At 68.7% G+C, this 26,854-nt stretch carries 20 protein-coding genes; 12 read left to right on the top strand and 8 right to left on the bottom strand.

Translation table 11 applies throughout. From position 1 onward, the window contains the following. Positions 1-215 precede the first annotated feature (215 nt). Positions 216-1,408 (top strand): IS3 family transposase gene (locus tag J4Z35_RS13445; protein WP_131942047.1). Its coding sequence is split into 2 segments (ribosomal slippage): positions 216-506 and positions 509-1,408, totalling 1,191 coding nucleotides; the frame shifts between segments, so codons are not numbered across the junction. A gap of 470 nt (positions 1,409-1,878) precedes the next feature. Here J4Z35_RS13445 and J4Z35_RS13435 read toward each other — a convergent pair. From J4Z35_RS13435 to mce, 3 genes are all read right to left on the bottom strand, one after another. After that, positions 1,879-2,427, bottom strand: a complete 549-nt coding sequence (locus tag J4Z35_RS13435; protein WP_074040746.1) for a GNAT family N-acetyltransferase — start codon at positions 2,425-2,427, stop codon at positions 1,879-1,881. Between the two features lie 272 nt (positions 2,428-2,699). Next, positions 2,700-3,725, bottom strand: a complete 1,026-nt coding sequence (locus J4Z35_RS13430) for a permease (RefSeq protein WP_347813551.1) — start codon at positions 3,723-3,725, stop codon at positions 2,700-2,702. A 395-nt stretch (positions 3,726-4,120) separates the two neighbouring features. Beyond that, positions 4,121-4,570, bottom strand: coding sequence for a methylmalonyl-CoA epimerase (gene mce, locus J4Z35_RS13425; protein ID WP_074040748.1), 450 nt, complete (start codon positions 4,568-4,570; stop codon positions 4,121-4,123). 123 nt (positions 4,571-4,693) lie between these two features. Here mce and J4Z35_RS13420 point away from each other — a divergent pair, with 123 nt between their 5' ends. The 6 genes from J4Z35_RS13420 to J4Z35_RS13395 all read left to right on the top strand — a co-directional run bounded on the left by J4Z35_RS13420 (position 4,694) and on the right by J4Z35_RS13395 (position 10,916). Further along, positions 4,694-5,887, top strand: coding sequence for an acetyl-CoA C-acetyltransferase (locus J4Z35_RS13420; protein ID WP_074040749.1), 1,194 nt, complete (start codon positions 4,694-4,696; stop codon positions 5,885-5,887). Positions 5,888-5,912: 25 nt separating this feature from the next. After that, positions 5,913-6,863, top strand: coding sequence for a methylmalonyl Co-A mutase-associated GTPase MeaB (meaB, locus tag J4Z35_RS13415; protein WP_074040750.1), 951 nt, complete (start codon positions 5,913-5,915; stop codon positions 6,861-6,863). A 152-nt stretch (positions 6,864-7,015) separates the two neighbouring features. Further along, positions 7,016-8,725, top strand: coding sequence for an FAD-dependent oxidoreductase (locus tag J4Z35_RS13410; protein WP_074040751.1), 1,710 nt, complete (start codon positions 7,016-7,018; stop codon positions 8,723-8,725). A gap of 99 nt (positions 8,726-8,824) precedes the next feature. Then, complete coding sequence (locus J4Z35_RS13405) at positions 8,825-9,133, top strand: thiamine-binding protein (RefSeq protein WP_074040752.1); 309 nt, start codon at positions 8,825-8,827, stop codon at positions 9,131-9,133. Positions 9,134-9,183: 50 nt separating this feature from the next. Continuing rightward, complete coding sequence (locus tag J4Z35_RS13400; RefSeq protein WP_074040775.1) at positions 9,184-9,687, top strand: GNAT family N-acetyltransferase; 504 nt, start codon at positions 9,184-9,186, stop codon at positions 9,685-9,687. A 131-nt stretch (positions 9,688-9,818) separates the two neighbouring features. After that, positions 9,819-10,916: a co-chaperone YbbN gene (locus J4Z35_RS13395; RefSeq protein WP_074040753.1), complete on the top strand. Its 1,098-nt coding sequence runs from the start codon at positions 9,819-9,821 to the stop codon at positions 10,914-10,916. A gap of 178 nt (positions 10,917-11,094) precedes the next feature. Here J4Z35_RS13395 and pgm read toward each other — a convergent pair whose 3' ends face one another. The 4 genes from pgm to J4Z35_RS13375 form a co-directional block, all read right to left on the bottom strand. Continuing rightward, the gene (gene pgm / locus J4Z35_RS13390) at positions 11,095-12,741 is read right to left on the bottom strand and encodes a phosphoglucomutase (alpha-D-glucose-1,6-bisphosphate-dependent) (RefSeq protein ID WP_074040754.1); all 1,647 of its coding nucleotides are present in this window, start codon (positions 12,739-12,741) and stop codon (positions 11,095-11,097) included. Between the two features lie 135 nt (positions 12,742-12,876). Next, complete coding sequence (gene glgB, locus J4Z35_RS13385; protein WP_074040755.1) at positions 12,877-17,385, bottom strand: 1,4-alpha-glucan branching protein GlgB; 4,509 nt, start codon at positions 17,383-17,385, stop codon at positions 12,877-12,879. Beyond that, on the bottom strand, positions 17,385-19,205 hold the full coding sequence (gene treS, locus J4Z35_RS13380) for a maltose alpha-D-glucosyltransferase (RefSeq protein ID WP_074040756.1): 1,821 nt from the start codon (positions 19,203-19,205) through the stop codon (positions 17,385-17,387). Before treS ends, glgB begins: the two co-directional genes overlap by 1 nt. Before the next feature lie 2 nt (positions 19,206-19,207). Further along, positions 19,208-21,409, bottom strand: coding sequence for an alpha-1,4-glucan--maltose-1-phosphate maltosyltransferase (locus J4Z35_RS13375; RefSeq protein WP_260852906.1), 2,202 nt, complete (start codon positions 21,407-21,409; stop codon positions 19,208-19,210). 154 nt (positions 21,410-21,563) lie between these two features. On the opposite strand from J4Z35_RS13375, the gene J4Z35_RS13370 reads away from it, so the two are divergent. Together J4Z35_RS13370 and J4Z35_RS13365 are read left to right on the top strand one after the other, a co-directional pair. Beyond that, positions 21,564-21,929 carry a hypothetical protein gene (locus J4Z35_RS13370; protein ID WP_074040758.1) on the top strand — a complete coding sequence of 122 codons (366 nt, stop codon included), beginning with the start codon at positions 21,564-21,566 and terminating at the stop codon, positions 21,927-21,929. After that, positions 21,929-22,426: a hypothetical protein gene (locus J4Z35_RS13365; protein WP_083603948.1), complete on the top strand. Its 498-nt coding sequence runs from the start codon at positions 21,929-21,931 to the stop codon at positions 22,424-22,426. The genes J4Z35_RS13370 and J4Z35_RS13365 overlap by 1 nt, the downstream gene beginning before the upstream one ends. Positions 22,427-22,612: 186 nt before the next feature. Here the strand turns inward: J4Z35_RS13365 and glgX are convergent, their stop codons facing one another. Continuing rightward, a complete protein-coding gene (gene glgX / locus J4Z35_RS13360) occupies positions 22,613-24,847 on the bottom strand; it encodes a glycogen debranching protein GlgX (RefSeq protein WP_074040759.1) in 2,235 nt (744 codons plus the stop codon). Positions 24,848-24,880: 33 nt separating this feature from the next. Between glgX and J4Z35_RS13355 the strand changes: the two genes are divergently transcribed. The 3 genes from J4Z35_RS13355 to J4Z35_RS13345 are packed head-to-tail and all read left to right on the top strand — an operon-like array spanning position 24,881 to position 26,757. Beyond that, the gene (locus J4Z35_RS13355) at positions 24,881-25,426 is read left to right on the top strand and encodes a hypothetical protein (protein WP_006945928.1); all 546 of its coding nucleotides are present in this window, start codon (positions 24,881-24,883) and stop codon (positions 25,424-25,426) included. Between the two features lie 3 nt (positions 25,427-25,429). Continuing rightward, entirely contained in the window at positions 25,430-26,227 is a 798-nt protein-coding gene (locus J4Z35_RS13350; protein WP_074040760.1) for an enoyl-CoA hydratase-related protein, read from the top strand. A gap of 2 nt (positions 26,228-26,229) precedes the next feature. Beyond that, the gene (locus J4Z35_RS13345) at positions 26,230-26,757 is read left to right on the top strand and encodes a hypothetical protein (RefSeq protein ID WP_006945992.1); all 528 of its coding nucleotides are present in this window, start codon (positions 26,230-26,232) and stop codon (positions 26,755-26,757) included. Positions 26,758-26,854: the final 97 nt, after the last annotated feature.

The raw sequence follows: 26,854 nt of genomic DNA, 5'->3' as shown, positions 1-26,854 counted from the left end.
CCTAAGGCAGCTGCGCCACGAGCGAGGCGCCACCCTGCTCGACGTCGCCCTCAGCCTCGGCGCAGAACCCGCACGCATCTCCGAACTCGAACGAGGCCGACGCCCCAACGCCGAACTCGCAACCGCCTACCGGGCCTGGCTCGACGTTGCTTGACACCTATAGGAGCATCATCTGACGTGGCTTGCCCGCCAGGGTGGCCTGGAAGGATGCACTCATGCCTCAGCCCTATCCGCAGGAGTTTCGCGACGACGTTGTGCGCGTGGCCCGTAACCGTGAGCCGGGGGTGACGCTCGAGCAGGTCGCGAAGGACTTCGGGATCCACCCGATGACGTTGTCGACGTGGATGCGCAAAGCCGATATCGACGACGGCACCCGGCCCCCGATACCGGTGTCGGGCAGCGACCTGGCCGAGCTGGCCGAGGCCCGCCGGCGGATCCGGTTGCTGGAGCAGGAGAACGAGGTCCTGCGCCGCGCGGCGGCGTACCTGTCCCAGGCGAACCTGCCGGGAAAAGGTTGTACCCGCTCGTGAGCGAGCTCGCCGCCGACGGCATCCCTGTCGCGGTCACGTGCCGGGTCTTGAAGATCGCTCGCCAGCCCTACTACCGGTGGCTCACCAAGCCCGTCACCGACGCCGAGTACGCGCAGGCGTACCGGGCGAACGCGTTGTTCGACGCCCACCGTGACGACCCCGAGTTCGGGTACCGCTACCTGGCCGACGAGGCCCGTCACCACGGCGGGCAGCCCATGTCGGCCCGGACAGCGTGGGCGATCTGCTCGGACAACGCCTGGTGGAGCTCCTTCGGCAAGCCCCGCAGGTCCAAGGCCCGCCGTCCGGGACCGCCGGTGCACGACGACCTCGTCAACCGCGAGTTCACCACCTTGGCGACAGGCCCGAACCAGGTGTGGTTCACCGACATCACCGAGCACAAGACCGCTGAGGGGAAGGTGTACATGTGCGCGATGAAGGACGCCTGGTCGGGACGGATCGTGGGCTACTCCATCGACTCGCGGATGAAGTCGCGTCTGGCCGTGAACGCCTTGGACAACGCGGTCGCCGCCCGCGCCGCGCAGGGCATGACCGTGACCGGGTGCATCGTCCACGCTGACCGTGGATCGCAGTTCAGATCAAGGAAGTTCGTGGCCGCCCTGCACCGCAACGGGCTGCGCGGGAGCATGGGCCGCGTCGCGACCTGTGCCGACAACGCGGCCATCGAGAGCTTCTGGGCACTGCTGCAGAAGAACGTCCTGAACCGCCGCCCCTGGGCCACCCGCGAGCAGCTACGGACCGCCATCGTCACCTGGATCGAACGGACCTACCATCGACGCCGCCGCCAAGCCCGACTGGGACGATTGACCCCCATCGAGTACGAGACCATCATGACCACCCAGACCGCTACCGCGGCCTGAGACCCCAACTGTCACCAGATCGTGCAGCAGTCCCCTGCTGTCAGTGCAGCGTGTATGAGCTTCCGCGCTAGGCCTTGACGGCGGGCGATAGGTGCCACACCGAGCCCACCCACATACCACTGGCCGAACTCACTAGGTTCTCGTCGAATCTTGATGAACCCCAGCACTTCATCACCTTCAGCAGCGACCAGAACTTCGTCGACGAGCGTTCCTGTCGGCACTCCGAAGAAGGGGCGACCCGGGCTCCAGTGACTCCCCGGATCGGTCATCGGCGACCAGCAAGCGTGGTCGATCTCGGCCAGACGCGGCCCGTCATCCACGCGAGCAGGGCGAACGCTTGCCATGACTCGACGCTACGCCCATCACTGTGACGTCGCAGGGGCCCAGCGACGGATGTTCCTGGCGCAGCTGAAACGACGGACTCTGCTCTACGCTCCCCACTGGCTCTTGGCCCGCCATCACGCGGTGAGTCAGCGCGGATCTGTAGAGAGCAGCGCAAAGATGAGAGTGTCAGTCCATTCGCCCTTGCTCCAGCAGTCCTGCAGGTGATGGGCCTCTTGCCTCATTCCCACTGACGCCGCCAGACGCGCCGATGCCTCATTTCGGGCATCCATCTGCGCAACGAGACGGTGCAGGGCGTACTCAACGAAGGCAAAGCGGATGACCGCGCGAACGGCCTCGCGGGCATACCCGTGGCCACCGTGGCTGGGGTCGAGCACCCATCCGATCTCTGCGACGTGGTGGGGCTGGTCGGTGAACCACACGCTGACGTCGCCAATGCTCTGCTCGCCCTTGTCGATAGTGAGCGACAGCGCACCAGATGGCCCCTCGAGACCGTTCTTCGTCATGCGTTTGGTCAGGTTCTCCTGCGCCTGCTGGGGCGTCCAGGGGTCTTCGAGAAGGAAGCGCGCGACATCGGGGCGAGCGTAAAGGGACGCCATCCATCCCACGTCGTCGGAACGGTAGCGGCGCAGCGCTAGGCGCTCAGTGCGAAGCGGCCATGAGGGCTGAGTGGGCATAGAGCGATCCTCCCACCGCGGCCCAGGCCGACCCCGTCGTGGAGACCTGGCTGCCCAACTACCATGGCATCGGCCTCACCCACCTCACCGCCCAGCAGCCACGTCAGCGGCTCGACCGGTGGAGCGCCGCGTTGCTCGCCACGCAGAACGTGTGGCTCAAACGAAGGTTTTTGCACCATCGGGTCGACCTGGTGGCTCAACCCACCGTTTTCGCATCAGCATCCCTGATCTCAGTGATCCCGTCCCTGGCTGCTACACCCCGCCTGCGGCCCTCAGGTGAGGGCGGTGAGCAAAGCGGCTGACAACAGCCCCCCGGCGATGACCCAAGCGATGACGCTCATGGTGGTCCGAGTGCCGAAGCTGCGTGCCACCATGACCAGCGACGGGATGCTGAGCGCCGGTAAGGTGATGAGCAGAACCCCCGCAACACCAAGACTCGCGCCGGCGGCACTCAAACCGGCGACGACGGGAATCTCCCCACCGGTGGGGATGACGAGCAGGGCGCCGACCACACCGACGAGGAGCAAGGCCAGAAGGCCAGACCCGTTCCCTAGGTGGGTGAAGTCGGACAGCCACCCGGAGAACAAACCGGTCAGTGCGACGAGGATCAGGTACTCAGGCACAACGATGGCGACATAACGCGTGAGGGCTTTAGCGAAGCGCCACGGCATGTCAGCGACGCCCTGCGGGTCGTGGTCGACGTCGACGAGTTCGTCGGCATCGACCTCGCGTGCTTGACGTTGAGCAATGAAGGCGGCACCCAGGACGACGACGACGCCGACGACGGCGCGGGTGGAGACCACTTGCCAGGACATCGTCAGACCGAGGAAAAGCATGACAGCGGGGTTGAGTAGCGGGTTAGCGAGCCAGTACGCCATCACCGCACCCGCGGGTGCACCGCGGCGACGCAAACCGATTGCCACCGGCGCGGTACAGCAGGTACACATCATGCTCGGCAGGGCGAGTAGCCCGCCACTGAGGCCTTGGCCCCATGAGCTGCGGCGGCTCATGGCGTTCAACAGGAGCCGTTTCGGGATGAATGCTTCGAGTGCTGAGGCCACCAAGATCGCGACGAGCGCGGCCTTCCACACGGCTTTGACGTAGGCGCGGGTGAAATCGAGGGCTCCATGCCAGCTTGGCGCGTCACCGGGGTGGCCGGCCTCGCCGAAGATGGCCTTGCCACTCCACGCACCCGATTTCGCGAGGGCGTGAGCTTTGTCGTCATACGGGATCCACTTGGCCCACGCCAGCCCGATCACAACGATTACGAGGGTCAGGCCTACCCCCACGATGGTCACGCTACGACTCGGGCCTTGGCGTCCATCACGGCCCGAGTCGAGATGGGCGTCTGAGGTGGAAAGAGTGCTCACCAGCATGTTTCCTTCGTGTCATCGGGCGTGAGATTCTTGCGGCGCCCTGGCCAAGCGAAACGCGTGAAGCTGCGTAGCGCCATGTCCGTCGCCGTCACTACGGTAGTCCCGCCGTATACGCACGTTCCAGCACACTGTCCGCGCCGCTTGCCTCGGCGCAGCCTTTGCGGGGCACGGTCGTCGGGCGACGACGCTGCACGCCTGAACACGTCACACCCCTCCGGGGCAGCAGCACCTGACGAGCTACGCACACCCACCGCGACGTAGCTCAAACGAACGTTTTGATACGACGCCGAGCCTTGGGGTAGAAACGATGGGCTGCCTCAGTGTCCTTCAGCCGCCGGCTCGACGAGTTCGACGAGCACGCCGCCGGCATCCTTGGGGTGGATGAAGTTGATGCGGCTGCCGCCGGTGCCGATCTTCGGCGCGTCGTAGAGCAACCGCATGCCGCGCTCGCGCAGCGTCGCGCACACGGCGTCGAGATCGCGGACGCGGTAGGCGAGCTGCTGCATGCCGGGGCCGGAGTGGTCGAGGAACTTCGCGATGCTCGACTCCGGCGACAGCGGCGCGAGCAGCTGGATGCGGCTGTGCGGGGCATCGGCCGGGCCGACCATCATCATCGCCTCACGCACGCCCTGCTCGTCGTTCGTCTCGGTGTGCGCGCACGTCATGCCGTACGTCGACTCGTAGAAACGGATGGCGGCATCGAGGTCGGGCACCGCGATGCCGACGTGGTCGATGGCCTCGAACAAGTGCGTGATTTCGCCGGTCATGACCTCACTCTATGGTTTGCTTGGACGAGGAAGCCGGGTTAACGACGATTAACTCGGGCGATCGACACGAACCGGCGGCCGTGCGGCACCGTGACCCACGCCCGCCCGCTCACTGGAGGAACCATGACCGACACCACCGCCGTCATCGTCGCCGGAGCGCGCACCCCGATGGGTCGCCTGCTCGGCTCGCTCAAGGGCTTCTCAGGTGCCGACCTCGGTGGCCTCGCCATCAAGGGTGCGCTCGAGAAGGCCGGCGTCAAGGGCGACCAGGTCGACTACGTCATCATGGGCCAGGTGCTGACGGCCGGCGCCGGCCAGATCCCCGCGCGCCAGGCCGCCGTCAAGGGCGGCATCCCGATGGACGTGCCGGCGCTGACGATCAACAAGGTCTGCCTGTCCGGGCTCGACGCCGTGGCGCTCGCGGCCCAGCTGATCCGCGCGGGCGAGTTCGACGTCGTCGTCGCGGGCGGCCAGGAGTCGATGACGAACGCGCCGCACCTGCTCGAGAAGTCGCGCGAGGGCTACAAGTACGGCGACGTGACGATGCGCGACCACATGGCCTTCGACGGACTGTGGGACGCTTTCACCGACCAGGCGATGGGCAACCTCACCGAGCAGGCCAACGCCGGCGACGTCGAGTTCAGCCGCGAAGAGCAGGACTCGTTCTCGGCCGCCTCTCACCAGAAGGCCGCCGCGGCCTGGGAGAAGGGCCTCTTCGACGACGAGGTCATCCCCGTCGAGATCCCGCAGCGCAAGGGCGAGCCAGTCGTGTTCAAGAACGACGAGGGTATCCGCGCCGACACGACGACTGAGTCGCTCGGCAAGCTGCGCCCCGCCTTCAGCAAGGACGGCACGATCACGGCAGGCTCCGCCTCCCAGATCAGCGACGGTGCCGCGGCGCTCGTCGTCATGAGCAAGACGAGGGCCCAGGAGCTGGGCCTGACCTGGATCGCCGAGGTCGGCGCGCACGGCGTCGTCGCCGGCCCCGACTCGACGCTGCAGAGCCAGCCGGCGCGCGCAATCGCGAAGGCCTGCGAGAAGGAGGGCCTCACGCCGGCCGACCTCGACGTGGTCGAGATCAACGAGGCGTTCGCCGCCGTCGGCCTGGCCTCGACGAAGGAACTCGGCCTCGACGCGGAGAAGGTCAACCCCAACGGCGGCGCCATCGCGATTGGCCACCCGATCGGCATGTCGGGCGCGCGTCTCGTGCTGACCCTCGCCCACGAACTCAAACGCCGCGGTGGTGGCGTCGGTGCTGCTGCCCTGTGCGGCGGTGGCGGCCAGGGTGATGCGCTCATCGTGCGCGTCGACGCCTGAGCGCTGACCAGGACACGGCCTGAGCATGCCGCGTGAGATCGTCGTCGACCCACTTGTCACGCGGATGCGTGACGGTGACCGGCGCGCCCTCGCGCGGTTGCTCACAGCCATCGAGAACGACCACCCGGCGCTGCCGGAACTGGGTGCAGCCATCGCCCAGTTCACGGGCCACGCCCAGATCATCGGTCTGACGGGGCCGCCCGGCGTCGGCAAGTCGACGTCGACGGACGCACTCGTCGCGGCCTATCGCGCGCACGGCCTCAGCGTCGCGGTGCTCGCGGTCGACCCCTCGTCGCCGTTCTCCGGTGGCGCGCTGCTCGGCGACCGCATCCGCATGGTCGGTCACTCGGGTGATTCCGGGGTGTTCGTCCGCTCGATGGCGACCCGCGGCCACCTCGGCGGGCTGTCGGCGGCGGCGCCCGCTGCACTGCGGCTGCTCGACGCCGCCGGCTTCGACATCCTGCTCGTCGAGACGGTGGGCGTCGGCCAGTCGGAGGTGCACATCGCCTCGCTCGCCGACACGACGATCGTCCTGCTCGCGCCCGGGGCCGGAGATTCCATCCAGGCCGCGAAGGCCGGGGTCCTCGAGATCGCGGACGTCTTCGTCGTCAACAAGGCCGATCACGACGGCGCTGCGGCGACCGTGCGCGACCTGCGCGCCATGATCTCGCTCGGCCAGACGGGGGAGCCGGGGCAGTGGCGCCCACCGATCGTCACGACGGTCGCAGAACGGGGCGAAGGGGCGGCGGACGTCATCGACGCCATCGCGACCCACCGAGCGTGGCTGAGCGAGCACGACGAGCTGAGCCTGCGTCGCCGACGTCGGGCTGCGGGCGAGATCGAAGAGCTCGCGGTGCGGCGACTGCGTGAGCGCTGGGAACGCCCCAACGCCGAGGTGAAGCTCGAGGATCTCGCTGAGGCTGTCGCTCGAGGGGTTCTGGACCCCTACGCCGCGGCGCAGGCCGTCGCGGGTTGAGGGTGAGGGGCTCGATGCGCGTCCCGAAACCGCGCGAGAGCCCATGGCGGCGAGGCGTCGCAAGAGCGAGTTCGGACGTGCGTCGACGGCCGGTATCAGCTCTGATTCCGCGGAATATCGGGGTTGTCGGCGCCGGTGCCTACACTCGGAGCATGAAGCCTCCCACGCCCGTCATCATGCTCATCGCGGCCGCTGAGCACGCCGAAGAGATGCGGGAAGAATTCGCCCACCGCTACGCTGCCGACTACGACCTGCAACTCGCCACGACGCTCAGCGAATCGATGACGATGGCGCAGGGCCTCAACGCGCGCGGCCTCCCGGTCGCGATGTTCGCCGCGACGACGCAGGTGGGCGACGCGACGGGCCTCGTCACGCTGCAGTGCCTGCATGCCGTCATGCCGGCGGCCAAGCGGGTCATGGTGCGCCTGCGCAGCGAACCGTGGGCGGTCGAGGAGCAGCGCGTCGCGCAGATCAGCGGCCAGATCGAGGCCGCGCTCCTGCTGCCGAGCGGCCCGCGCGACGAGGAGTTTCACACCGCCGTCACCGAGCTGCTCTCGGACTGGGGGTGGTCGGCGGGTGGCCCCGAGATCGAGCTCGTCAACATCGTGGCGCCCCCAGGCGACCCCAACGTCGGGGTGCTGCGCGACTTCCTCGATCGCCAGGGCATCCCGACGGGGGTCTGGCCGCCGGAGGCTCCGCACGCAGCCAAGACGCTCGAGATGGCGCGTTCGCAGGGCATCGAGATCGCCTATCCGCTCGTGCGCATCGCCGAGCGCGAGGTTCACGCCAACCCTGACGTCCGTGTGCTCGGGCGCGCCTTCGGCGCCACCGTCGACGAGTTGGGTGAGGGCCACGTCGTCGACCTTGCGATCGTCGGTGCGGGCCCGGCCGGCCTCGCTGCCGCGGTGTACGGCGCGAGCGAGGGGCTGAGCACAGCCGTCATCGAGGCCGACGCCGTGGGCGGGCAGGCCGGCACGAGCGCGATGATCCGCAACTATCTGGGCTTTCCCCGCGGCATCTCGGGCATGCGCCTCGCGCAGCGCGCACGGTTCCAGGCCACTCGGTTCGGCGCGGGCATCTACTCGGCCACCGAGGTCACCGGTTTCACGCCCGGCTATCGCGGCGAACCGCACGTGCTCGAGACCGACGATGGGCCGGTCTGCGCCCGCGCCGTTCTCATCTCGACGGGCGTGGCCTACCGTCGCCTGGGCGTCGAGGAGGTCGAAGGCTTCGTCGGACGCGGCGTGTACTACGGCGCGGCGTCGTCGGCTGCCCGCGAGTGCGAGGGCGGGCACGTCCTCGTCGTCGGCGGCGGCAACTCGGCGGGCCAGGCCGCCATCCACCTCTCACGCTTCGCGCGCTCCGTCAGCATCGTCGTGCGTCGCGACGGGCTCGCGGAGACGATGTCGGATTACCTCATCCGCGAGATCGAGGCGAACCCGCGAATCGTCGTCAAGACGAATGCGGAGATCGTCGGGGCGAGCGGCACCGATCGGCTGCAGCACGTGACGATCCGCTTCAACGAGAAGGACCAGGAGCTGACGGTTCCCGCCTGCGGGCTGTTCCTCCTGCTCGGCGCGCACCCGTGCGTCGACTGGCTCGACGGCACCGTGGCGCGTGACGCCAAGGGTTTCGTGCTCACCGGTCGTGACGTGCCGCAGGAGTTCTGGCGTGACGGGCTTCCCCCGGAAGCGCTCGCGACGAGCGTGCCTGGCGTGTTCGCCGCAGGCGACATCCGCGCTGGGTCGATGAAGCGCGTCGCCGCGGCGTCGGGTGAGGGCGCGGGGGCCGTGACGCTCGTTCACCACTGGCTCGAGGCCGTCGTGACGGGGACCTGCGACCCGGACGCCTGCGCGAGCTGATCCTGCCGGGCCCAAGACGCGACGCTCGTCGCACGCCGCGCGCGGTGGCCGACGTGCGAACCTGACTGCATCGTTCCCATCACCTTCGAGGAGATCATCATGCTCGTCGCTTTCTCCGTCGCACCGTCGACGACGGACGACCCGGACGGTTCCGTCAGCGAGGCGGTGGCCGCAGCCATCCGCGTCGTGCGTCAGTCGGGCATCCCGAACCGCACCGACTCGATGTTCACGACCCTCGAGGGGGAGTGGGACGAGTGCATGGACGTCATCAAGCGCGCCTGCGAGGCCGTCCAAGTCGCGTCCCCGCGCGTCTCGCTCGTGCTGAAGGCCGACATCCGCCCGGGCTACACCGGCCAGCTCGACGCGAAGGTCGAGCGCGTCGAAGCCCGGCTCGCCGAGTCGAACTGACGCCCGGGCCTCGCCGGGCGCTGATAATGACCACGAGAGAGGACGTCAACATGACCATCGACGAGCGCTACGAGATCCGTGGACTGACAAGCGATGACGCCGACGAGCTCGCCCAGCTCCACGTCACGATCTGGCGCGACACCTACACCGGGCTCATCCCGCAGGAGAAGCTCGACGGGCTCGATCCCGTCGACGGTGCGAAGCGCTGGCGCGCGTGGTTGACCTCCGCCGAGGCGCCTCGGGTCGTCGGGGCATTCGACCGCTCGAGCGGTGCGCTCGTCGGGTGGATCTGCATCGGCAAGGCCCGCGACGACGACGCGCCCGCGGACGTCGAACTGCAGGTGCTCAATCTCGGCAAGGCGCACCACGGCACGGGCCTCGCGCACGAACTCATGACACGCGAACTCGGCGACCAAGAGGCCTACCTCTGGGTCGTCGACGGCAACGAGCGTGCGCAGGCGTTCTACCGCAAGCACGGGTTCGAACTCGACGGCGTCGGCAAGGACGACAGCTCGGGTTCGTACGACCTGCGGATGGTGCGCTCGCGGGGCTGACGGCCCGGGCGCGAGGACCCGCCGCGGAGTGACGGTCCGACCCGAGGGACGCGCCTCGCCACGTGCGGCCAGGTGTTCGCTGTGCGCGATCATGCGTCGCCCGCCCCGGCGCGCCCTGCAACAATGAGGGCATGTCGAATCAGCCGTTGAACGCCGCGTCGCTGCGCGGTGCCGTTGACCTGTCCTCGCTCAAGAAGCCGCAGGGCGGCGCTCCTGCCGGGCGCCCCGCATCGGCCGCTGGCGCACCGACCGGCAACGCCGGCGCTGCGGCGCCGGCAAACGCGCCGAGCGCTGCGAATCCCGGGCAGGCCCCCATGCCGCAGGGCGCCGACGACGCCGTCATCGCCGAGACGTTCCGTCACGACGGTCTTGTCGTCGACGTGACAGCCGAGAACTTCCAGGGCCTCGTGCAGCAGTCGGTGCAGCACCCCGTCATCATCGCGATCTGGGCGAGTTCGCAGCCGGCGTCCCTGGCGCCCGTCGCTTCGCTCGCGCGCGCGGTGCGCGCGCAAGAGGGGCGCGTCCTCATGGGCGTCGCCGACCTCGACACCGCGCCCGAGATCGGTCAGGTCTTCGCTCAGCTTTCGCAGCAGGCCGCGCAGCAGGGCCAGCCGGGGCAGATTCTCGCGGCGGCCTTCGTCCAGGGCCAGCCGATCCCGATCCCGCCTGTCGTCGAAGACGCGCAGACGCGCGAGCTCGTCGACCAGATCGTCCAGATCGCTGTGCAGAACGGTCTTGCGGGCCGCGTGGCGAACTACGACCCGAACGCAACGGGCAAGGCCGGCGCTGAGGGCGGCGAGCAGGCCGAGCCCGAGCTGCCGCCGCTGCACCAGCTCGCGTACGAGTCGATCGACAAGGGCGACTACGACGGCGCCATCGCCGCGTTCGAGCAGGCACTGACGGAGAACCCGAAGGACGAGGAGGCGCGTCTCGCCCTCGGCCAGGTCAAGCTCATGCAGCGCACGCAAGGCGTCGACCTCCAGGCTGCACGTGACGCCGCCGCGAAGAACCCGGCCGACGTCACCGCGCAGACGCAGGTCGCCGACCTCGATGTCCTCGGTGGCCACGTCGAAGACGCGTTCGCGCGTCTCGTCGACGTCGTCAAGGCGACCTCCGGCGACGAGCGCAACGCCGCGCGTGAGCACCTCATCGGACTGTTCGACGTCGTCGGCGCCACCGACCCGCGCGTCAAGAAGGCACGCACGGCGCTGATGTCGGCGCTGTACTGACAGCCCCGACGGGCCGGGCGACGTCTGGCAACGACGCACTGACCCCGTGCGTGCAAGTGCCCCGGGTGCACTTGCACGCAGGCACGTAGCCGCCCTGCTGTCGGCGGTGGGTGACGGACGCGAAGGGCTCGCTCCACCTGGAGCGAGCCCTTCGTTCGTGTTGTGACGGAACCGAGCCTCAGTTGCCCAGGGCTGCCGCGACGACGTCCTTCGCCTCAGCCTGCACCTGTGCAAGGTGCTCGGGGCCCTGGAACGACTCGGCGTAGATCTTGTAGACGTCCTCGGTCCCCGACGGGCGCGCGGCGAACCAGGCCGAATCAGTGACGACCTTGAGGCCGCCGATTTTCGCGCCGTTGCCGGGCGCCTCCGTGAGCTTGGCGATGATGGGCTCGCCGGCCAACGTGTCCGCCGTGACGGCCTCGGGCGTCAGTGCACCGAGCTTGGCCTTCTCCTCGCGCGTGGCGGGGGCGTCGACGCGCGCGTAGGCGGGTTCGCCGTGCTTCGCCGTCAGCTCGCCGTAGAGCTGTGACGGCGACTTGCCCGTCGTTGCCTTGATCTCCGAGGCGAGCAGCGCGAGCAGGATGCCGTCCTTGTCCGTCGTCCAGACGGAGCCGTCGAAGCGGCAGAACGACGCGCCCGCCGACTCCTCGCCGCCGAACGGGCCCGAACCGTCGAGCAGGCCCGGCACGAACCACTTGAACCCGACGGGCACCTCGACGAGCGTGCGGCCGAGGTCGTCGGCGACGCGGTCGATCATCGAACTGCTGACGAGCGTCTTGCCGATGAACCCGTCCTGGCGCCACTGCGGGCGCGCGCCACCGTAGAGGTACTGGATCGCGACCGACAGGAAGTGGTTGGGGTTCATGAGCCCCGCGTCGGGCGTGACGATGCCGTGACGGTCCGAATCGGCGTCGTTGCCCGTCGCGATGTCGTACTTGTCGCGCTCGCCGATGAGCGACGCCATCGCGTTGGGGGAGGAGCAATCCATGCGGATCTTCTCGTCCCAGTCAAGCGTCATGAAGCGCCACGTCGGGTCGACGAGCGGGTTGACGACGGTGAGGTCGAGCCCGTGACGCTCCGCGATCTCACCCCAGTACGCGACGGCGGCGCCGCCGAGCGGATCGGCGCCGATGCGCACGCCGGCGCGCTTGATCGCGTCGAGGTCGACGACGTTCGGCAGGTCGTCGACGTACGTGCCGAGGAAGTCGTAGCGCTGGACCTTGCCCATCGCCTGCGTCAGCGGCACGCGCTTGACACGCTTGAGCCCGTCACGGATGTGCTCGTTCGCCGCGGCCGCGATGACCTTCGTCGCGTCCGAGTCGGCCGGGCCACCGTGCGGCGGGTTGTACTTGAACCCGCCGTCGGCGGGCGGGTTGTGCGAGGGCGTGACGACGATGCCGTCGGCGAGACCCGAGCCGTTCGTCAGATCCTTGCCCTTGTTCGCGCGCAGGATGGCGTGACTGACGGCGGGCGTAGGCGTGTAACCGTCACGCTCGTCGATGAGGACGGTGACGTCGTTCGCGACGAGTACCTCGATGGCGCTCGCCCATGCAGGCTCGGACAGGGCGTGGGTGTCGCGGCCGAGGAACAACGGCCCGTCGAAGCCCTGCGAGCGGCGGTAGTCGACGATCGCCTGCGTCGTCGCGAGGATGTGCGCCTCGTTGAACGCGGTCTTGAGGCTCGAACCGCGGTGCCCCGACGTGCCGAACGCCACCTGGTGGTCGACGTTCTCAGGGTCGGGCGTCAGCGTGTAGTACGCCGTGACGAGGTGGGGGACGTCGATCAGGTCACGAGGTTCGGCCAATTGGCCCGCGCGGTTGCTCATGCCCTCATCCTGCCCTCTTTGAGCGGCGACGTAAACGCCCGAACCGATGCCTGGAGCGAGGCGGGGCCGACGTGACGAGGCCGGCCGCACCCCTGGCGGGTACGGCCGGCCTCATGCGCTCGATCGAGCGGGTCGTCAGTCGCGCTGACGCGTCTGGCCGGCGGCGTCGCGAGCCTCGTCGTCGGCGCCCCAGCGGCCACCCTCGACGTCCTCGTCGAGGCCGCCACCGGGCGTGCCGGTGATGTCCTTGAGGTGTTCGACGGGCTCGTCACCCGTCTCGTCCTCGCCGGCCGGCGTGAAGGCACGCTCGTGCGCCTTCGACTCGGTCTGCTCGACGTCGAAACCACCCTCGTCCGCGTGGTCGACGGGGTGCGTCGCCGGGACGCCGGTGCGCGAGCGCGCCTGCTGGTCGCCGGCCGCTCCCTGAGCGTCTTCGGCCTGCGCGCAGCCTCGCGAACCGTCGAGCGGCTGATCGAGTGCGCCCGGGTTGCCTGCGGCGTCCTCGAGCGGCGCGCCCGCGATGAGGGCCTCGGACGGCTGCTTGTCGGACGAACTCGTCGCTGCGTTCTGGTCGCTCATCGTGTTCTCCTGTCGTGCCGTTGCGGTGGACGATGAATCGGCGCCACCGGCCTGCTCGGTAGCGGTGTGCGCAGCCACCTGCGTCATGTCGGGGCGCGTCGCCGGCTCGAACCACACGACACCGAGCGGCGGCATCGTGATCTCGGCCGAGTACGGCTGACCGTCCCAGGGGATCTCCTCGGCCTCGACCGAACCCAGGTTACCGACGCCCGAGCCGCCGTACGCCTCGGCGTCGGTGTTGACGATCTCGTTCCACGTACCAAGGTGGGGAAGGCCCACGCGGACGCCGTGGTGCGGGTTGCCGGCGAAGTTCGCGGCGATCGCGACGACGGGGCGGTACCCGTCAGCTTCGGCGGGCGCGAATCGCAGCCACGTGTAGGCGTTGCGGCCCGCGTCGTCGGCGTTGATCCACGAGAAGCCCTCCTCCGAGTGGTCGAGAGCCCACAGGGCCGGGCGCTCGCGGTAGGCGCGGTTGAGGTCCTTCATCATCGCGTGCACGCCGTAGTGCGCGGGCTGGTCGAGCAACCACCAATCGAGGCTGCGACCGTCGGCCCACTCGGCCTCCTGCGCGAACTCCGAACCCATGAAGAGCAGCTGCTTGCCGGGGTGGGCCCACATGTACGCGAGGTAGGCGCGCACGTTGGCGAGCTGCTGCCAGCGATCACCGGGCATCTTGCGCAGCAGGCTGCCCTTGCCGTGCACGACCTCGTCGTGGCTGACGGGCAGCACGAACTGCTCGCTGAACGCGTAGACGAGCGCGAACGTCAGGTCGTGGTGATGATGCTGACGGTAGATCGGCTCACGCGCGACGTAGTCGAGCGAGTCGTGCATCCAGCCCATGTTCCACTTGAGCCCGAAGCCCAGGCCGCCGGTGTCCGTCGAGCGGGTGATGCCCGGCCACGACGTCGACTCCTCGGCGATGATGACGGCACCCGGCGTGCGCTTGTACGCCGTCGCGTTCGTCTCCTGCAGCAGCTGCACGGCTTCGAGGTTCTCCTGGCCGCCGAACTTGTTCGGCACCCATTCGCCGTCCTTGCGGGCGTAGTTGAGGTACAGCATCGAGGCGACACCGTCGACGCGCAGACCGTCGGCGTGGAACTCCTCGAGCCAGTACAGCGCGTTGGCGACGAGGAAGTTGCGCACCTGCGGGCGGCCGTAGTCGAAGATGTTCGAACCCCACTCGGGGTGCCAGCCCTTGCGCGGGTCCGGGTGCTCGTAGAGCGCCTGGCCGTCGAAACGGGCGAGCGCCCACTCGTCGGTGGCGAAGTGGCCGGGAACCCAGTCGAGGATGACGCCGATGCCCTCCTGGTGGAGGCGGTCGACGAGGAACTTGAAGTCGTCCGGGTCGCCGAAGCGGCTGTTCGGAGCGTAGTAGCTCGTGACGTGGTAGCCCCAGCTCGGCGGGTACGGGTGCTCCATCACGGGCATGAACTCGACGTGCGTGAAGCCCAGATCCTTGACGTAGTTGACGAGGTGCTCGGCCATCTCGCGGTAGCTGAGCCCCTGACGCCACGAACCGAGGTGCACCTCGTACGTCGACATCGGGCCGTGGTGCGCGTTCGTCTCGGCGCGCTTCGTCATCCACGCGTCGTCGTTCCACTCGTAGTGCGAGCTCGTCACCTTCGACGCCGTCGCGGGCGCCGTCTCCGCGAGGCGCGCCATCGGGTCGGCCTTCGCGCGACGCACGCCGTCGCTGCACAGGATCTCGAACTTGTACGCGGTGCCCTCGCGCACGTCGGGGACGAACAGCTCCCACACGCCCGACTCCCCGAGCGTGCGCATGCCGTGGCCGACACCGTCCCAGTGGTTGAAGTCGCCGACGACGCGCACGGCCTTGGCATTGGGCGCCCAGACGGCGAACGCGGTGCCCGTGACGTCACCCTTGATGCTCGGGTAGGTGCGCACGTGGGCGCCGAGGACGTTCCACAGCTCTTCGTGGCGCCCCTCGCCGATGAGGTGGAGGTCGATCTCGCCGAGGGTCGGCATGAAGCGGTACGGGTCGTCGCCGCGGTGCTCGCTGCGGTCGTCATACGTCGTGATGACGCGGTAGTCGGGCATGTACTCACCCGCAATCGCGCCGGCCCAGATGCCGTCGTGCTCGTGCGTGAGCTCGAGCACAGTCTCGCCCATGTCGATGACGACGCCACGCGCCATCGGGCGCACGACGCGGAACGTGATGACGCCGTTCTCGACATGCGCGCCGAGCACACGGTGCGGGTCACGGTGCTCACCGGCGACGACGGCGTCGAGTTCGCTCACCTCGACGCGCGACGGCGTGACGGCGGGCGAGGCGGCGCCGAGGGCGCTCGCGTCGGTGGTAGAAGCGTCGCTCGTCTCACCGGCGGCGCTCAGGCCACCGCCAGAACCCGCGTCGCTCGCGGCCGCCTCGGGCTTGTCTCCCGCAGCCGCGACAGTCGTGTCACCCGTCGCGGGTGCGCCCTGCGGCGCGACGAGCGGAGCGGCGCCGGAAGCGTCGGCATCCTGCGTCGAGACGAGGGGAGCGCCGTTCGTGTCGGACGGGCGCATCGAGGCAGGAGTGGGCGTCGTGCTGTCATCGGAGGTCATGGTGCTCCTTTCCGCGGCGCCGGTGGGCGCGGCGTCGTCCTCGTCGGCGGGCGTCATCGTGGGCGCCTCGCCGTGGGTCGCGGACGAGTCGGTGGAGGTGGTGAGGATGCGGCCGACGGCGTCGGCGGGGATGCTCAACCAGTCGGGGCGGTTGCGGGCCTCGTACGAGCACTCGTAGAGCGCTTTGTCGAGCACGAACAGGTCGAGCAGGTCGCGGTCGACGGCGCCGAGTTCGCTCTCGTAACCGGCGAGGAAGGCGTCCTGAGCGGCGCTGACCCACGCGCGGCGGTCGCCGTCGGCGCCGGCGATCTCGTTCTCGATCGTGCCACCGGCGTAGTCGAACGAACGCAGCATGCCCGCGACGTCGCGCACGGCGACGTCTGGTGCCGAGCGCTCCTCGAGCGGACGCAGTGGCTCGCCCTCGAAGTCGAGCAGGACCCACCCACGCCCGCGTACGTCGAGCACCTGGCCGAGGTGGTAGTCGCCGTGGATGCGCTGGAAGCGCGGCCACTGCGCGCTGCGCCCGGCGTCGATGCGGTGGGCGATCTGCGTGGCGCGCTCCGCGAGCTGCGGCGCGTCGTTGAGGGCCGCTGCCGCTCGCTCGTGCATCTCGTCGACGAGGGCATCGACACGGTCGGTGTCGGCCTCGACGCTCGGCAGCACCTCGGCGAGGGTGCGGTGCACCTGCGCCGTCGTACGACCGAGTTCGCGGGCGCCGTCGGTGAAGTCACGGTTCTCGCGAGCCGCGTCGAGGGCCTCACGCCAGGCGTCCCGCACGTCGGGCAGGAACTCCTGCGCGAACGCGAGGTCCGCGACGAGCTGCTCGCGAGAGTGACGCCCCTCCGTGTACGAACCACTGAGAGATGCCAGCAGCGCCGGCACGTGCGTGTTGCCCGCTCTCGTCAGGGCCCCCGTCACCTCGATGTCGGGGTTGGCGCCGACGTTGAGCACACGGAACAGCTTGGCGATGAGCTGCTCGCCGTCGTCGAGGGTGTAGATGATCGACGTGTTCGACTGCTCGCCACGCAGCACCGTGGCGCTGCGCATCGCGGCGAGATCGGCGCTCTGCGGACCGGGCCGGCCTGCGACGCTCATCTCGACGACACCGTCGCTGCGCTCGGCCTGCGTTCCGCCCGACGCCATCGTCGCGAGCAGGACGGCGGCGAACACCGGGTCGTGCGGGCCGTCGTAGACGTAACGCGTGCCGAGCGCGGAGTGCTCGATCGTGCCGATGAAGGCGTGCTCCAGCTCCGGCGCGCGCTCACCACGGTAGGTGACCGGCACCTGGTAGGTGGTCTCGTGCTCGGCGTCGAGATCGCGCAGGAACATCACCTCGAGGCCGACCTCACCTGCCGGGTCCTCGAAGCGGAAGGCACTCACCTTGCGCAGGTGGGGCTCACGGCCCTTGGCCTGGAACCAGCGCTGCGTCGCCACCCACGGCGTGAGCAGTTCGAGCTTGCCGGGTGACAACGTGGCGCCGGAGTGGATCTCGGCGACCATCAGAGGTCCTTTCCCTCAACGTCCGAGGTGGTGTCGTCCTTGAACTCGTCGAGCACCTCGGAGGCGTTGGCCTCCGGGGTACCGGTCGCGGCGGGCAGCGCGTCGTCGGCGCTGACGTCGGACTCGATCGCCAGCCAGTAGAAGCCGCGCGAACCGAGCATGACGGTGACCGTGCCGTCCTCACCGATCTGACCGAAGCCCTGACCGCCGAAGATGTCGGTGAGCTTCGCGCCGGCGAACTTGGCAGCGACCTGCACCCGGGCGCCCTGCGGGCGCGAGCTCAGGTTGTTGATGCACAGCAGGTGCTTCGTCGTCGTGTTCTCGGCCTTCGCGTCCTCGTCCGACATCGAGCGCGTGAACGCGAGGACGGCGTCGTTGTCGGCCGGGGCGACGACGAAGTCGCCCATGCCGAACGCGGGGTAGCGCGAACGCACCGAGAGCATGCCGCGCGTCCAGTGCAGCAACGACGCGCTCGAGGCCATCTGCGCCTCGACGTTGACGTTGTTGTGGTGGTACACGAGGCTCTGGATGACCGGCAGGTACAACTTGCCCGGGTCGGCCGTCGAAAAACCGGCGTTGCGATCCGGCGTCCACTGCATCGGCGTGCGCACAGCGTCACGGTCGTCGAGCCAGATGTTGTCGCCCATGCCGATCTCGTCGCCGTAGTACAGACACGGCGAGCCGGGCAGCGACAGCAGCAGGGCGTTGATCAGCTCGATCTCGGCGCGACTGTTGTCGAGCAGCGGCGCGAGGCGACGACGGATACCGACGTTGGCGCGCATGCGCGGATCGGGGGAGTACCAGCCGTACATCGCGGCGCGCTCCTCCGGCGTCACCATCTCGAGCGTCAGCTCGTCGTGGTTGCGCAGGAAGGTGCCCCACTGGGTGCCCTTGGGGATCGGGGGCGTTTCGGCGAGGACGTCGATGATGGGCGTCGCCTTCTCCTCGCGCAGCGAGTAGTAGATGCGCGGCATGACGGGGAAGTGGAAGCACATGTGGCATTCCGGTTCTTCCTCGGTGCCGAAGTAGTCGACGACCTCGTGCGGCATCTGGTTGGCCTCGGCGAGCAGGACGCGGCCGGGGTACTCCTCGTCGACCATCCGGCGCAGTTCGACGAGGAACTCGTGCGTCTTCGGGTGGTTCTCGCCGTTGTGCCCCTCCTCCTCGAACAGGTACGGCACGGCGTCGAGGCGGAAGCCGTCGATGCCCATGTCCATCCAGTACCGAACGATGTCGAACATCTCCTCCTGCACGGCCGGGTTCTCGAAGTTGAGGTCCGGCTGGTGGGAGAAGAAGCGGTGCCAGAAGAACTGACGACGCACCGGGTCGAAGGTCCAGTTCGACTCCTCGGTGTCGACGAAGATGATGCGCGCGTCCTCGTACTTCTCGTCCGTGTCGGACCAGACGTAGTAGTCGCCGTACGGGCCTTCCGGGTCCTCTCGGCTCGCCTGGAACCACGCGTGCTGGTCGCTCGTGTGGTTCATGACGAAGTCGGTGATGACGCGGATGCCGCGCGCATGCGCCTGCGCGACGAGCTCCTGGAACTCGGGCAGCGTGCCGAAATCGGGCAGCACCTGCTTGTAGTCGGCGATGTCGTATCCACCGTCGCGCAGCGGCGAGGCGTAGAACGGCGGCAGCCACAGGCAGTCGACGCCAAGCCACTGCAGGTAGTCGAGTCGGGCCATGAGGCCCGAGAAGTCGCCGGATCCGTTGCCCGTCGAGTCGCTGAAACCGCGCACGAGGACTTCGTAGAACACGGCCTTACGGAACCACTGCGGGTCGTGCTTCAGACCCGGCTGGTGCAGACCAAGACCTTGCATGCTCAGAACTTCCTCACGTGGATGATGTGGACGTTTTCGGCGTCCGGCCCGAGCCGGACGAAGTTGTGCTCGCCCCAGTGCCAGGTGGCGTCGCTCAGCAGGTCGTGCGCGACGAACCCTTCGTCCCCGCGTAGTCCGAGCGCGCCCATGTCGAGGTGCACCCAGGTCTCGCGCGTCGCGTGCGGGTCTGTGTTGGCGATGACGATGACCGTGTCCTGGCCGCCGTTGGCGCCGTCACCGATGTCGCGGCTCTTGGAGAAGACGATGAAGTTCTCGTCGTCGACGCCGTGCCAGCGCAGGTTGCGCAGGTGCTCGAGCGCCGGGTGGGCGCGACGGATCTCGTTGAGCCGGCGCAGGTACCAGTCGATCGACTGGCCCTCCTTGGGCCCGCCGGGGGCGTAGTCGGCCCAGCGACGGTCCTTGAACTGGTACTTCTCGTTGTCGTTCTGCTCCTGGGCGCCGGGGCGCGCCACCGACTCCATGAGCTCGTACCCGGCGTAGATGCCGTAGGTCGGCACGAGCGTGGCAGCCAGCGCCGCGCGCAGCTTCCAGGCCGCCGGGCCGCCGTACTGCATGTACGGCGTGAGGATGTCGTGCGTCGTCGGCCAGAAGCTCGGACGCATGTAACTCGCCGTGTCGCCGATGAGTTCGTCGAGGTACTCGCGGATCTCCCACGGCTGGTGGCGCCAGGCGTAGTACGTGTAGCTCTGCTGGAAGCCGATGCGGCCGAGGTTGTGCATCATCGCGGGCTTCGTGAAGGCCTCCGCGAGCCAGATCACCTCGGGGTGGTCCTTCGCGACGTCGGCGATCAGCCACTGCCAGAACTCGACGGGCTTCGTGTGCGGGTTGTCGACGCGGAAGATCGTGATGCCGTGGTCGATCCACACCTGGATGACGCGACGCACCTCGGCGTAGATGCCGGCCGGGTCGTTGTCGAAGTTGAGCGGATAGATGTCCTGGTACTTCTTCGGGGGGTTCTCCGCGTAGGCGATCGTGCCGTCGCTGCGCGTGGTGAACCACTCCGGGTGCGAGGTGACCCAGGGGTGGTCGGGCGCGCACTGCAGCGCGATGTCGAGCGCCACCTCGAGGCCCAGTTCGTTCGCGCGGGCGACGAACGCGTCGAGGTCGTCGAAGTCACCGAGCGACGGCTCGATGGCGTCGTGACCGCCGTCCTTCGACCCGATGGCGTACGGCGAACCAGGATCCTCCGGGCCAGCCGTCAACGTGTTGTTCGGGCCCTTGCGGTTGACCTCGCCGATCGGGTGGATCGGGGTGAGGTAGACGACGTCGAAACCCATGTCGGCGACGGCGGGCAGACGCTCGGCGGCGGTGCGCAGCGTGCCCGAGACCCACTTCTGCGTCTCCTCGTCGAAGTGAGCACCCTCGGAGCGGGGGAAGAACTCGTACCACGCGCCCGTCAGCGCCAGCTTGCGCTCGACGAGCCAGGGGTAGTCGCGGCTGGGGGAGACGAAGTCGCGCAGCGGCAGCCGCTCGAGCACGTCCTTGACCTCGGTAGACGTGCCGGCCGCGAGACGCTCGTCGTCGCTGCGCGAGGTGTCGCGCAGGGTCGTGACGGCGTCGCGCAGGACGCGCTCGTCAGCATCGTCGTAGGTGTTGGTCGCACACGCGCGCTCGAGCACACGGGCGCCCTCTTCGAACATGACCTCGACGTCGACACCCGCGGCGACCTTGATCGTCGCGTCGTGATCCCACGTCCTGTACGGGTCGCTCCAGCCCTCGACACGGAAGTGCCAGACGCCCTCGTGGTCGGCTTCGGCCTCGCCCGTCCACAGGTCGAGCCCCGGGTTCACGCACGTCATCGGGACGATCCGCTCGACGCCGTGCGGCGACGTCATGACGAGGGAGGCGTTGACGGCGTCGTGACCCTCGCGGAACACGGTGGCGCGCACCGTGAACGGCTCGTCGACGACCGACTTCGTCGGCAGGTTGCCGCAGTCGACGATCGGCATGACGTCGGTGACGGGGATGCGGCCGATGCCGCGCGGTGCGTCATCCGCGCGCGCGACGGTGGGTGCGTGCGCGTCCGGTTCGGGACGCTTCTCCTCGGTGTCGGGCGTGTAGCGGCCGGTCTCGGGCGAGGAACTCGCCGGGGTGGACGCGGCGGGTGCGCCCAGGTCGTCGTCACTGGCCGACGTGGCAGTGAGATCTGACGTCAGGGGCTCGGAGTCGGGGAACGGGGGCATCTCACCTGGCTGAGAAACTGTCACGTCCGTCACGCTACCCAATGCCACCGACAACCGCCTCCCGGCGGCGATTTCGTGGACAGTGACACGCGCGGCGAGGTGACGGCGACTGCGTCGCAGGGCTGGTACTCATCGGCGGGACTACGATGTTCGGGTGTTTCTGCCGTTGACCGTCGCGCTGCTCGTGACGACGTGCGTCCTCGCCCTGCTGGCCCTCGTCGCCACCGTCCGCGGACGCCCGATCGACAACCCGATGTTCTACCTGACGATCGCCATCGAGGTTCTTCTCGTCATCCAGTTGATCGTCGGCATCGCGACGTCGGGTTCGGCGGATCCGCACATGAACGTCGGCGTCTTCATCGCCTATCTCGTCGGTCTGATCTTCGTGCTGCCCGTCGCCGGGTTCTGGGCCATCGCCGAACGCGAATCGCGCTGGGGTACAGCGGTGCTCCTCGTCGGCGCCGTCGGCCTCGCCGTCATGATCGGCCGCCTCGTGCAACTGTGGAACGGACACGCCTGATGCCTGAAGCCCCTCGCAAGACCACGAACGCACTTCCTGACGGCGCGTCACCCGTCACCCCCGGCGCGGCGTATTCGACGCCGCCGACGCCCGACGAGTCGGGTTCGCGCGGGCGCGTCAACACCGGGCCGGGGCGCATGCTCGTCGCCGTCTACGGGTTGTTCGCGCTCGCCGCGACGGGGCGCTCGATCATGCAGATCGCGCAGTCGTTCGACAAGGCGCCCGTGCCGTACCTGCTGTCGGCGCTTGCCGCCGTCATCTACATCGTCGCGACGGTGGCGCTCGCGCGCGGCAACCACCCGTCCGTGCGCCTCGCACGGGCGACGATCACCTTCGAGCTCGCCGGAGTTCTCATCGTCGGATTGTGGAGTGTCCTGCAGCCCAGCGCCTTCCACGACAAGACGGTGTGGTCGCACTTCGGCCAGGGCTACGGCTTCGTCCCCCTCATCCTGCCGATCGTCGGCCTGTGGTGGCTGCGCCGCAACGCCACCCGCTGAACCTGCGCCATCCCGGTCACGCTGCGTCCGCAGCCGCGTTCCGTGACGGACGAGCGCCCGCAGCCGAATCACTTGTTGCTCGTTGCGTCGTGCAGCGGCTGTGGTTGACGTCGTCGTGACGACAGGTAGGGGTTGTGGAGATTCGCGCTTCTTGGAGCGCGTTTCTCCTCGACCCCTTCCGGGAGCTCAGCCGCGCGACGGCGTGAGCACGAGCATCGAGGGGCCATCGGCGGCGAACGTGCCACCGTCGGCTACAAACTGGCCCTCTGGCGGCGGCGGCGGCTGCGCCGAATCCCACACGACGCTCCAGCCGCCCCCGTCCGGTGACGGCGGCAACGTCACCGATGCAGCGTCGAGCGCCCCGTGCAGGACGAGCAGGACCGACTCGTCGTCCGTGTCACCACCGTCGAACAACGCCTGCAGCGTGCGCGTCGAGGGGCACGTCCACTCGGCGTCACTCAGCCCGACCCCGGCCGCGGAGAACCAGCGCACGTCAGGCTCACCCGCCACGGCGCGGGAACCGGGATAGAAATCGGGATGGCGCAGCACGCCGAAGCGGCGCCGCAGGGCGAGCAGGTGCCGCGTCGTCGCGAGCAGATCACGCTGGGCGGGGGAGTGATTCCAGTCGACCCAGCCGATCGGCGAATCCTGGCAATAGGCGTTGTTGTTGCCATGCTGCGTTCGAGCGAACTCGTCGCCTGCGGTCAGCATCGGCACGCCGGCCGACAGCAGCAACGTGCCGAGCATGTTGCGCATCGAGCGCAGTCGTCGGGCTGCGAGATCCGCTGCCACATCGCCCGCACCACCCGAGCCGCTCCCGGCGGCGGCGTCTGACGTCGGCTCACCACCCGACTCGTCGACCGCGTCACCCGGCCAACCCTCGACACCGTGATTCCACGACCGGTTGTCACTCGTGCCGTCGCGGTTGTCTTCCCCGTTGGCCTCGTTGTGCTTCGTCTCATAGGCCGTCAGGTCGGCGAGCGTGAAACCGTCGTGCGCCGTGACGTAGTTGATCGACGCCTGCGGCCGGCGCAGAGGGCCGCCGACCAGGTCCTGCGACCCGGTCAAACGCGTCGCGAGATCCGCCACCCCGCCGCCGGGGTGCTGCCCGCCGCCACCGTCGCCTCGTGATGCCGCCGCAAGGTCGGCGAGCCAGAAGTCACGCACCGTGTTGCGGAACCGGTCGTTCCACTCGGCGAAGCCGGCGGGAAACTGCCCTGTTCGCCACCCGTGGAGGCCGATGTCCCACGGCTCGGCGATCAGCGTCACCTGCGACAGCACCGGGTCTGCCTGCATCGCCATGAGCAGCGCCGCCCGGGGGTCGAAGTCATCACCGGGCGCTCGCCCGAGCGCGACGGCGAGGTCGAAGCGAAAACCGTCGACGTGATACTCGCTCACCCAGTGCCGCAGGGAATCGAGCACGAGCCGCATGACGGCGGGTTCGCGCACGTCGAGGGTGTTGCCGCAGCCGGTGACGTCGATGTCCTCGCCGTGCTCGCCGAGACGGTAGGAGCTCACATTGTCGAGTCCGCGCAGCGACAACGTCGCGCCCTCGTGGCCGCCCTGCTCGCACGTGTGGTTGTAGACGACGTCGAGGATGACCTCGAGCCCCGCCGTGTGCAGCGACCTCACCATCGACTTGACCTCGTCGACGACCCCCTGCGCATCGCTCGCATGGGCATACGCCGCGTGCGGCGCGAAGAAACCGAGCGTGTTATAACCCCAGTAGTTGTTCAGCCCCAGCTTGACCAGGTGCGGTTCGTCGACGAACGCATGCACCGGCAGCAGTTCGACGCTCGTCACGCCGAGATCGCGCAGGTACGTCGTCATCGACGCGTGCGCGAGCCCCGCGTAGGTGCCGCGCAGTTCTTCGGGGACGTCGGGATGCTGCACCGTCAGACCCTTGACGTGCGCCTCGTAGATGACGCGGTCGGCGTCACGCACCTGGGGGCGGGCGTCGCCGCCCCAGTCGAAATCGTGGCTGACGACGACGCCGCGCGGCACGAACGGCGCGGAATCGCGGTCGTCCCGCACCCGGGCGTCGCCCGCGAACGCGTCGTCGACGACGTGCCCAAACACTTCGGGCAGCCACGTCATCTCGGCGCTGACGGCGCTCGCATAGGGGTCGAGCAGCAGCTTCGCGAAGTTGTGACGCAGGCCCGCCGCGGGCGCCCACGCTCCGTGCGCGCGGTACCCGTATGTCGTCCCGGGGCCGGCCGCCGGAACGAACGCCGCCCAATGGCCGCGGTCGAGGCGCGTCATCGAAACGCGCGACTCGCCCGCCGGGGCATCCTGCGTGCCGAACAGGCACAGTTCGACTGCGCTCGCGTGGGCCGCGACGACGCAGAAGATCGCGCCGTCCCGCTCGAGCGTGACGCCCGGACGAGGGGTGCGGACGAAGACTCGTTGCGGGTCGGCCATGCGAACCAGGATAAGAGTCGGTAGGTTGGCCACATGACTGATCCCACAGCTCTGCCCAACTTCGGCCAGCCCGCTCCGGCGCCCGGCACGGGCGCCGGCGACACCTCCGGCGCGGCCTCCCTCACGGACAAGATCGTCGGCATCCTCGGCGGTTTCGGTTTCAACCCGCAGATCGACTCCGACGGCGACATCATGTACTCCGTCGAGGACCAGAACCTCTTCGTGCGCGTCATGGAGGGTGAGATCGCTCTGATTCGCCTGTTCGGTCAGTGGCAGATCACGGACGACATCACGTCCGACCTGACCAAGCGCCTCAACGCGGCCAACGACGTCACCCTCAGCCTCAACATCGTCAAGGTCGGCATCGCGCGCGACATGGTCGTCGTCTCCGGTGAGCACCTCGTGACGCCGGATCTCGACCTCGAAATGGTGCTGCCGTCGACGACGCAGATGATCCTGCAGGCGACGCAGCTGTGGCACCAGAGCGCCAGCTCCGACGGCCCGCACGCGGCCGAGGGCGGCGTCCCCGCGTTCGCGCAGCCCGGCGAGGGTGACGCGCCCGCCGGCGGGCAGGCCTGAGCCATGGCTGAGCAGGTCGCCTACGGCCAGTGGGTCAAGCTGGATGTGACGGACGGTGTCGCCACCATCCGCATCGATCGACCCAAGATGAACCCGCTCGACGCGGAGATCCAGGATTCGCTCGCGCGTGTCGCGGCCGACCTGCTCGACGACGCCGGCGTGCGCGCCGCCATCATCACCGGTGGAGACAAGGTGTTCGCGGCTGGCGCCGACATCAAGGAGATGCAGCAGCTCGACTACGTCGACATGGTCGAACGTGGCACGAAGCTGCAGAACGCGTTCCGCGCGCTCGCCGAGCTGCCGTTCCCGACGGTCGCCGCCATCGAGGGGTACGCCCTCGGCGGCGGCTGCGAACTCGCCATGACGGCGGACTTCCGCATCGCCGCGAACGACGCGACGCTCGGCCAGCCCGAGATTCTGCTCGGCGTCATCCCGGGTGCGGGCGGCACGCAGCGGCTCGCTCGTCTCGTCGGGCCGTCGAAGGCGAAGGACATCGTCTTCTCCGGTCGCTTCGTCAAGGCTGACGAGGCGCTGGAGATCGGTCTCGTCGACGAACTCGTCGAGCCCGGCACGACGTACGAGGCGGCGCTCGCGAAGGTCAAGCCGTTCGTCAACGGCCCGCGTGTCGCCCTGCGCGCCGCGAAGGAGGCCATCAACCGTGGCCTCGACGGCGACCTCGCGACGGGGCTCGCCATCGAGTCGCAGCTGTTCACCGGCCTGTTCGCCACGAAGGACCGCGAGATCGGCATGCGTTCGTTCGTCGAGCAGGGGCCGGGCAAGGCGCAGTTCGAAGGCCGCTGAGCATGATCAAGCAGTGGAAGGTCGAACCCGATTGGCAGGAGCCGTTCCTGGCGGCTCTCGCCGATCGGGGCGCGACCCCCGCGCAGCGTGACGACGCCCTCGGCGACGTCGACGACGCCTGCATCCGCCAGAACAAGACGGCACGCGAGATCTTCGGAGATCCCGTCGCCTACGGAAAGGACTACCCCGTGTCATCGCCCTTGACCGCCCGCGAGGCGGGCCAGGCGCGCACGCGCGCCATCGTGCTGGCCCTGGCCGGGCTCGTCGGCATGTTCTTCGCCCTGCTGGGCTGGACCGGCATGGTGCGCGACGTCGACAAGGTGTGGGGCGCGAACCCCACGATCTGGTTCGTCGTCGGCCTCGTCATCGCGATCGCGGCCGCGATCGTCGACACGCTCCTCGGCCGCAAGGCCGACTTCACACAGGGGGAGACGGGTGCCGCCTCGACTCTCGTCAACCGTCTGCTGCCCTGGATCATCGTCGCGCTGACGTTGATCGGTCTGCTCGTCGTCAAGCTGACGCACGGCTGATTCACTTCCTCACATCCACGATCCGTGCGAGGGCTCGACGCCGACGTTACCGACGGGTAACGTAATCTCGGACGGACAAGCTCCTACGAAAAGGACG

Source organism: Dermacoccus sp. NHGro5 (assembly GCF_017565385.1).
Taxonomy (GTDB): Bacteria; Actinomycetota; Actinomycetes; order Actinomycetales; family Dermatophilaceae; genus Dermacoccus; species Dermacoccus nishinomiyaensis.
Note: the sequence above shows the minus strand (reverse complement) of the source record. Positions and strands in the feature narration are given on the sequence as shown.

Coding starts and splice junctions, on each gene's coding strand:
- treS (WP_074040756.1), bottom strand. CDS start 19,205: ATGCAAGGTCTTGGTCTGCACCAGCCGGGTCTGAAGCACGACCCGCAG.
- glgB (WP_074040755.1), bottom strand. CDS start 17,385: ATGGTCGCCGAGATCCACTCCGGCGCCACGTTGTCACCCGGCAAGCTC.
- J4Z35_RS13365 (WP_083603948.1), top strand. CDS start 21,929: ATGCCTGAAGCCCCTCGCAAGACCACGAACGCACTTCCTGACGGCGCG.
- glgX (WP_074040759.1), bottom strand. CDS start 24,847: ATGGCCGACCCGCAACGAGTCTTCGTCCGCACCCCTCGTCCGGGCGTC.
- pgm (WP_074040754.1), bottom strand. CDS start 12,741: ATGAGCAACCGCGCGGGCCAATTGGCCGAACCTCGTGACCTGATCGAC.
- J4Z35_RS13395 (WP_074040753.1), top strand. CDS start 9,819: ATGTCGAATCAGCCGTTGAACGCCGCGTCGCTGCGCGGTGCCGTTGAC.
- J4Z35_RS13400 (WP_074040775.1), top strand. CDS start 9,184: ATGACCATCGACGAGCGCTACGAGATCCGTGGACTGACAAGCGATGAC.
- J4Z35_RS13345 (WP_006945992.1), top strand. CDS start 26,230: ATGATCAAGCAGTGGAAGGTCGAACCCGATTGGCAGGAGCCGTTCCTG.
- J4Z35_RS13420 (WP_074040749.1), top strand. CDS start 4,694: ATGACCGACACCACCGCCGTCATCGTCGCCGGAGCGCGCACCCCGATG.
- J4Z35_RS13375 (WP_260852906.1), bottom strand. CDS start 21,409: ATGCCCCCGTTCCCCGACTCCGAGCCCCTGACGTCAGATCTCACTGCC.
- J4Z35_RS13410 (WP_074040751.1), top strand. CDS start 7,016: ATGAAGCCTCCCACGCCCGTCATCATGCTCATCGCGGCCGCTGAGCAC.
- J4Z35_RS13405 (WP_074040752.1), top strand. CDS start 8,825: ATGCTCGTCGCTTTCTCCGTCGCACCGTCGACGACGGACGACCCGGAC.
- mce (WP_074040748.1), bottom strand. CDS start 4,570: ATGACCGGCGAAATCACGCACTTGTTCGAGGCCATCGACCACGTCGGC.
- J4Z35_RS13355 (WP_006945928.1), top strand. CDS start 24,881: ATGACTGATCCCACAGCTCTGCCCAACTTCGGCCAGCCCGCTCCGGCG.
- meaB (WP_074040750.1), top strand. CDS start 5,913: ATGCCGCGTGAGATCGTCGTCGACCCACTTGTCACGCGGATGCGTGAC.
- J4Z35_RS13350 (WP_074040760.1), top strand. CDS start 25,430: ATGGCTGAGCAGGTCGCCTACGGCCAGTGGGTCAAGCTGGATGTGACG.
- J4Z35_RS13435 (WP_074040746.1), bottom strand. CDS start 2,427: ATGCCCACTCAGCCCTCATGGCCGCTTCGCACTGAGCGCCTAGCGCTG.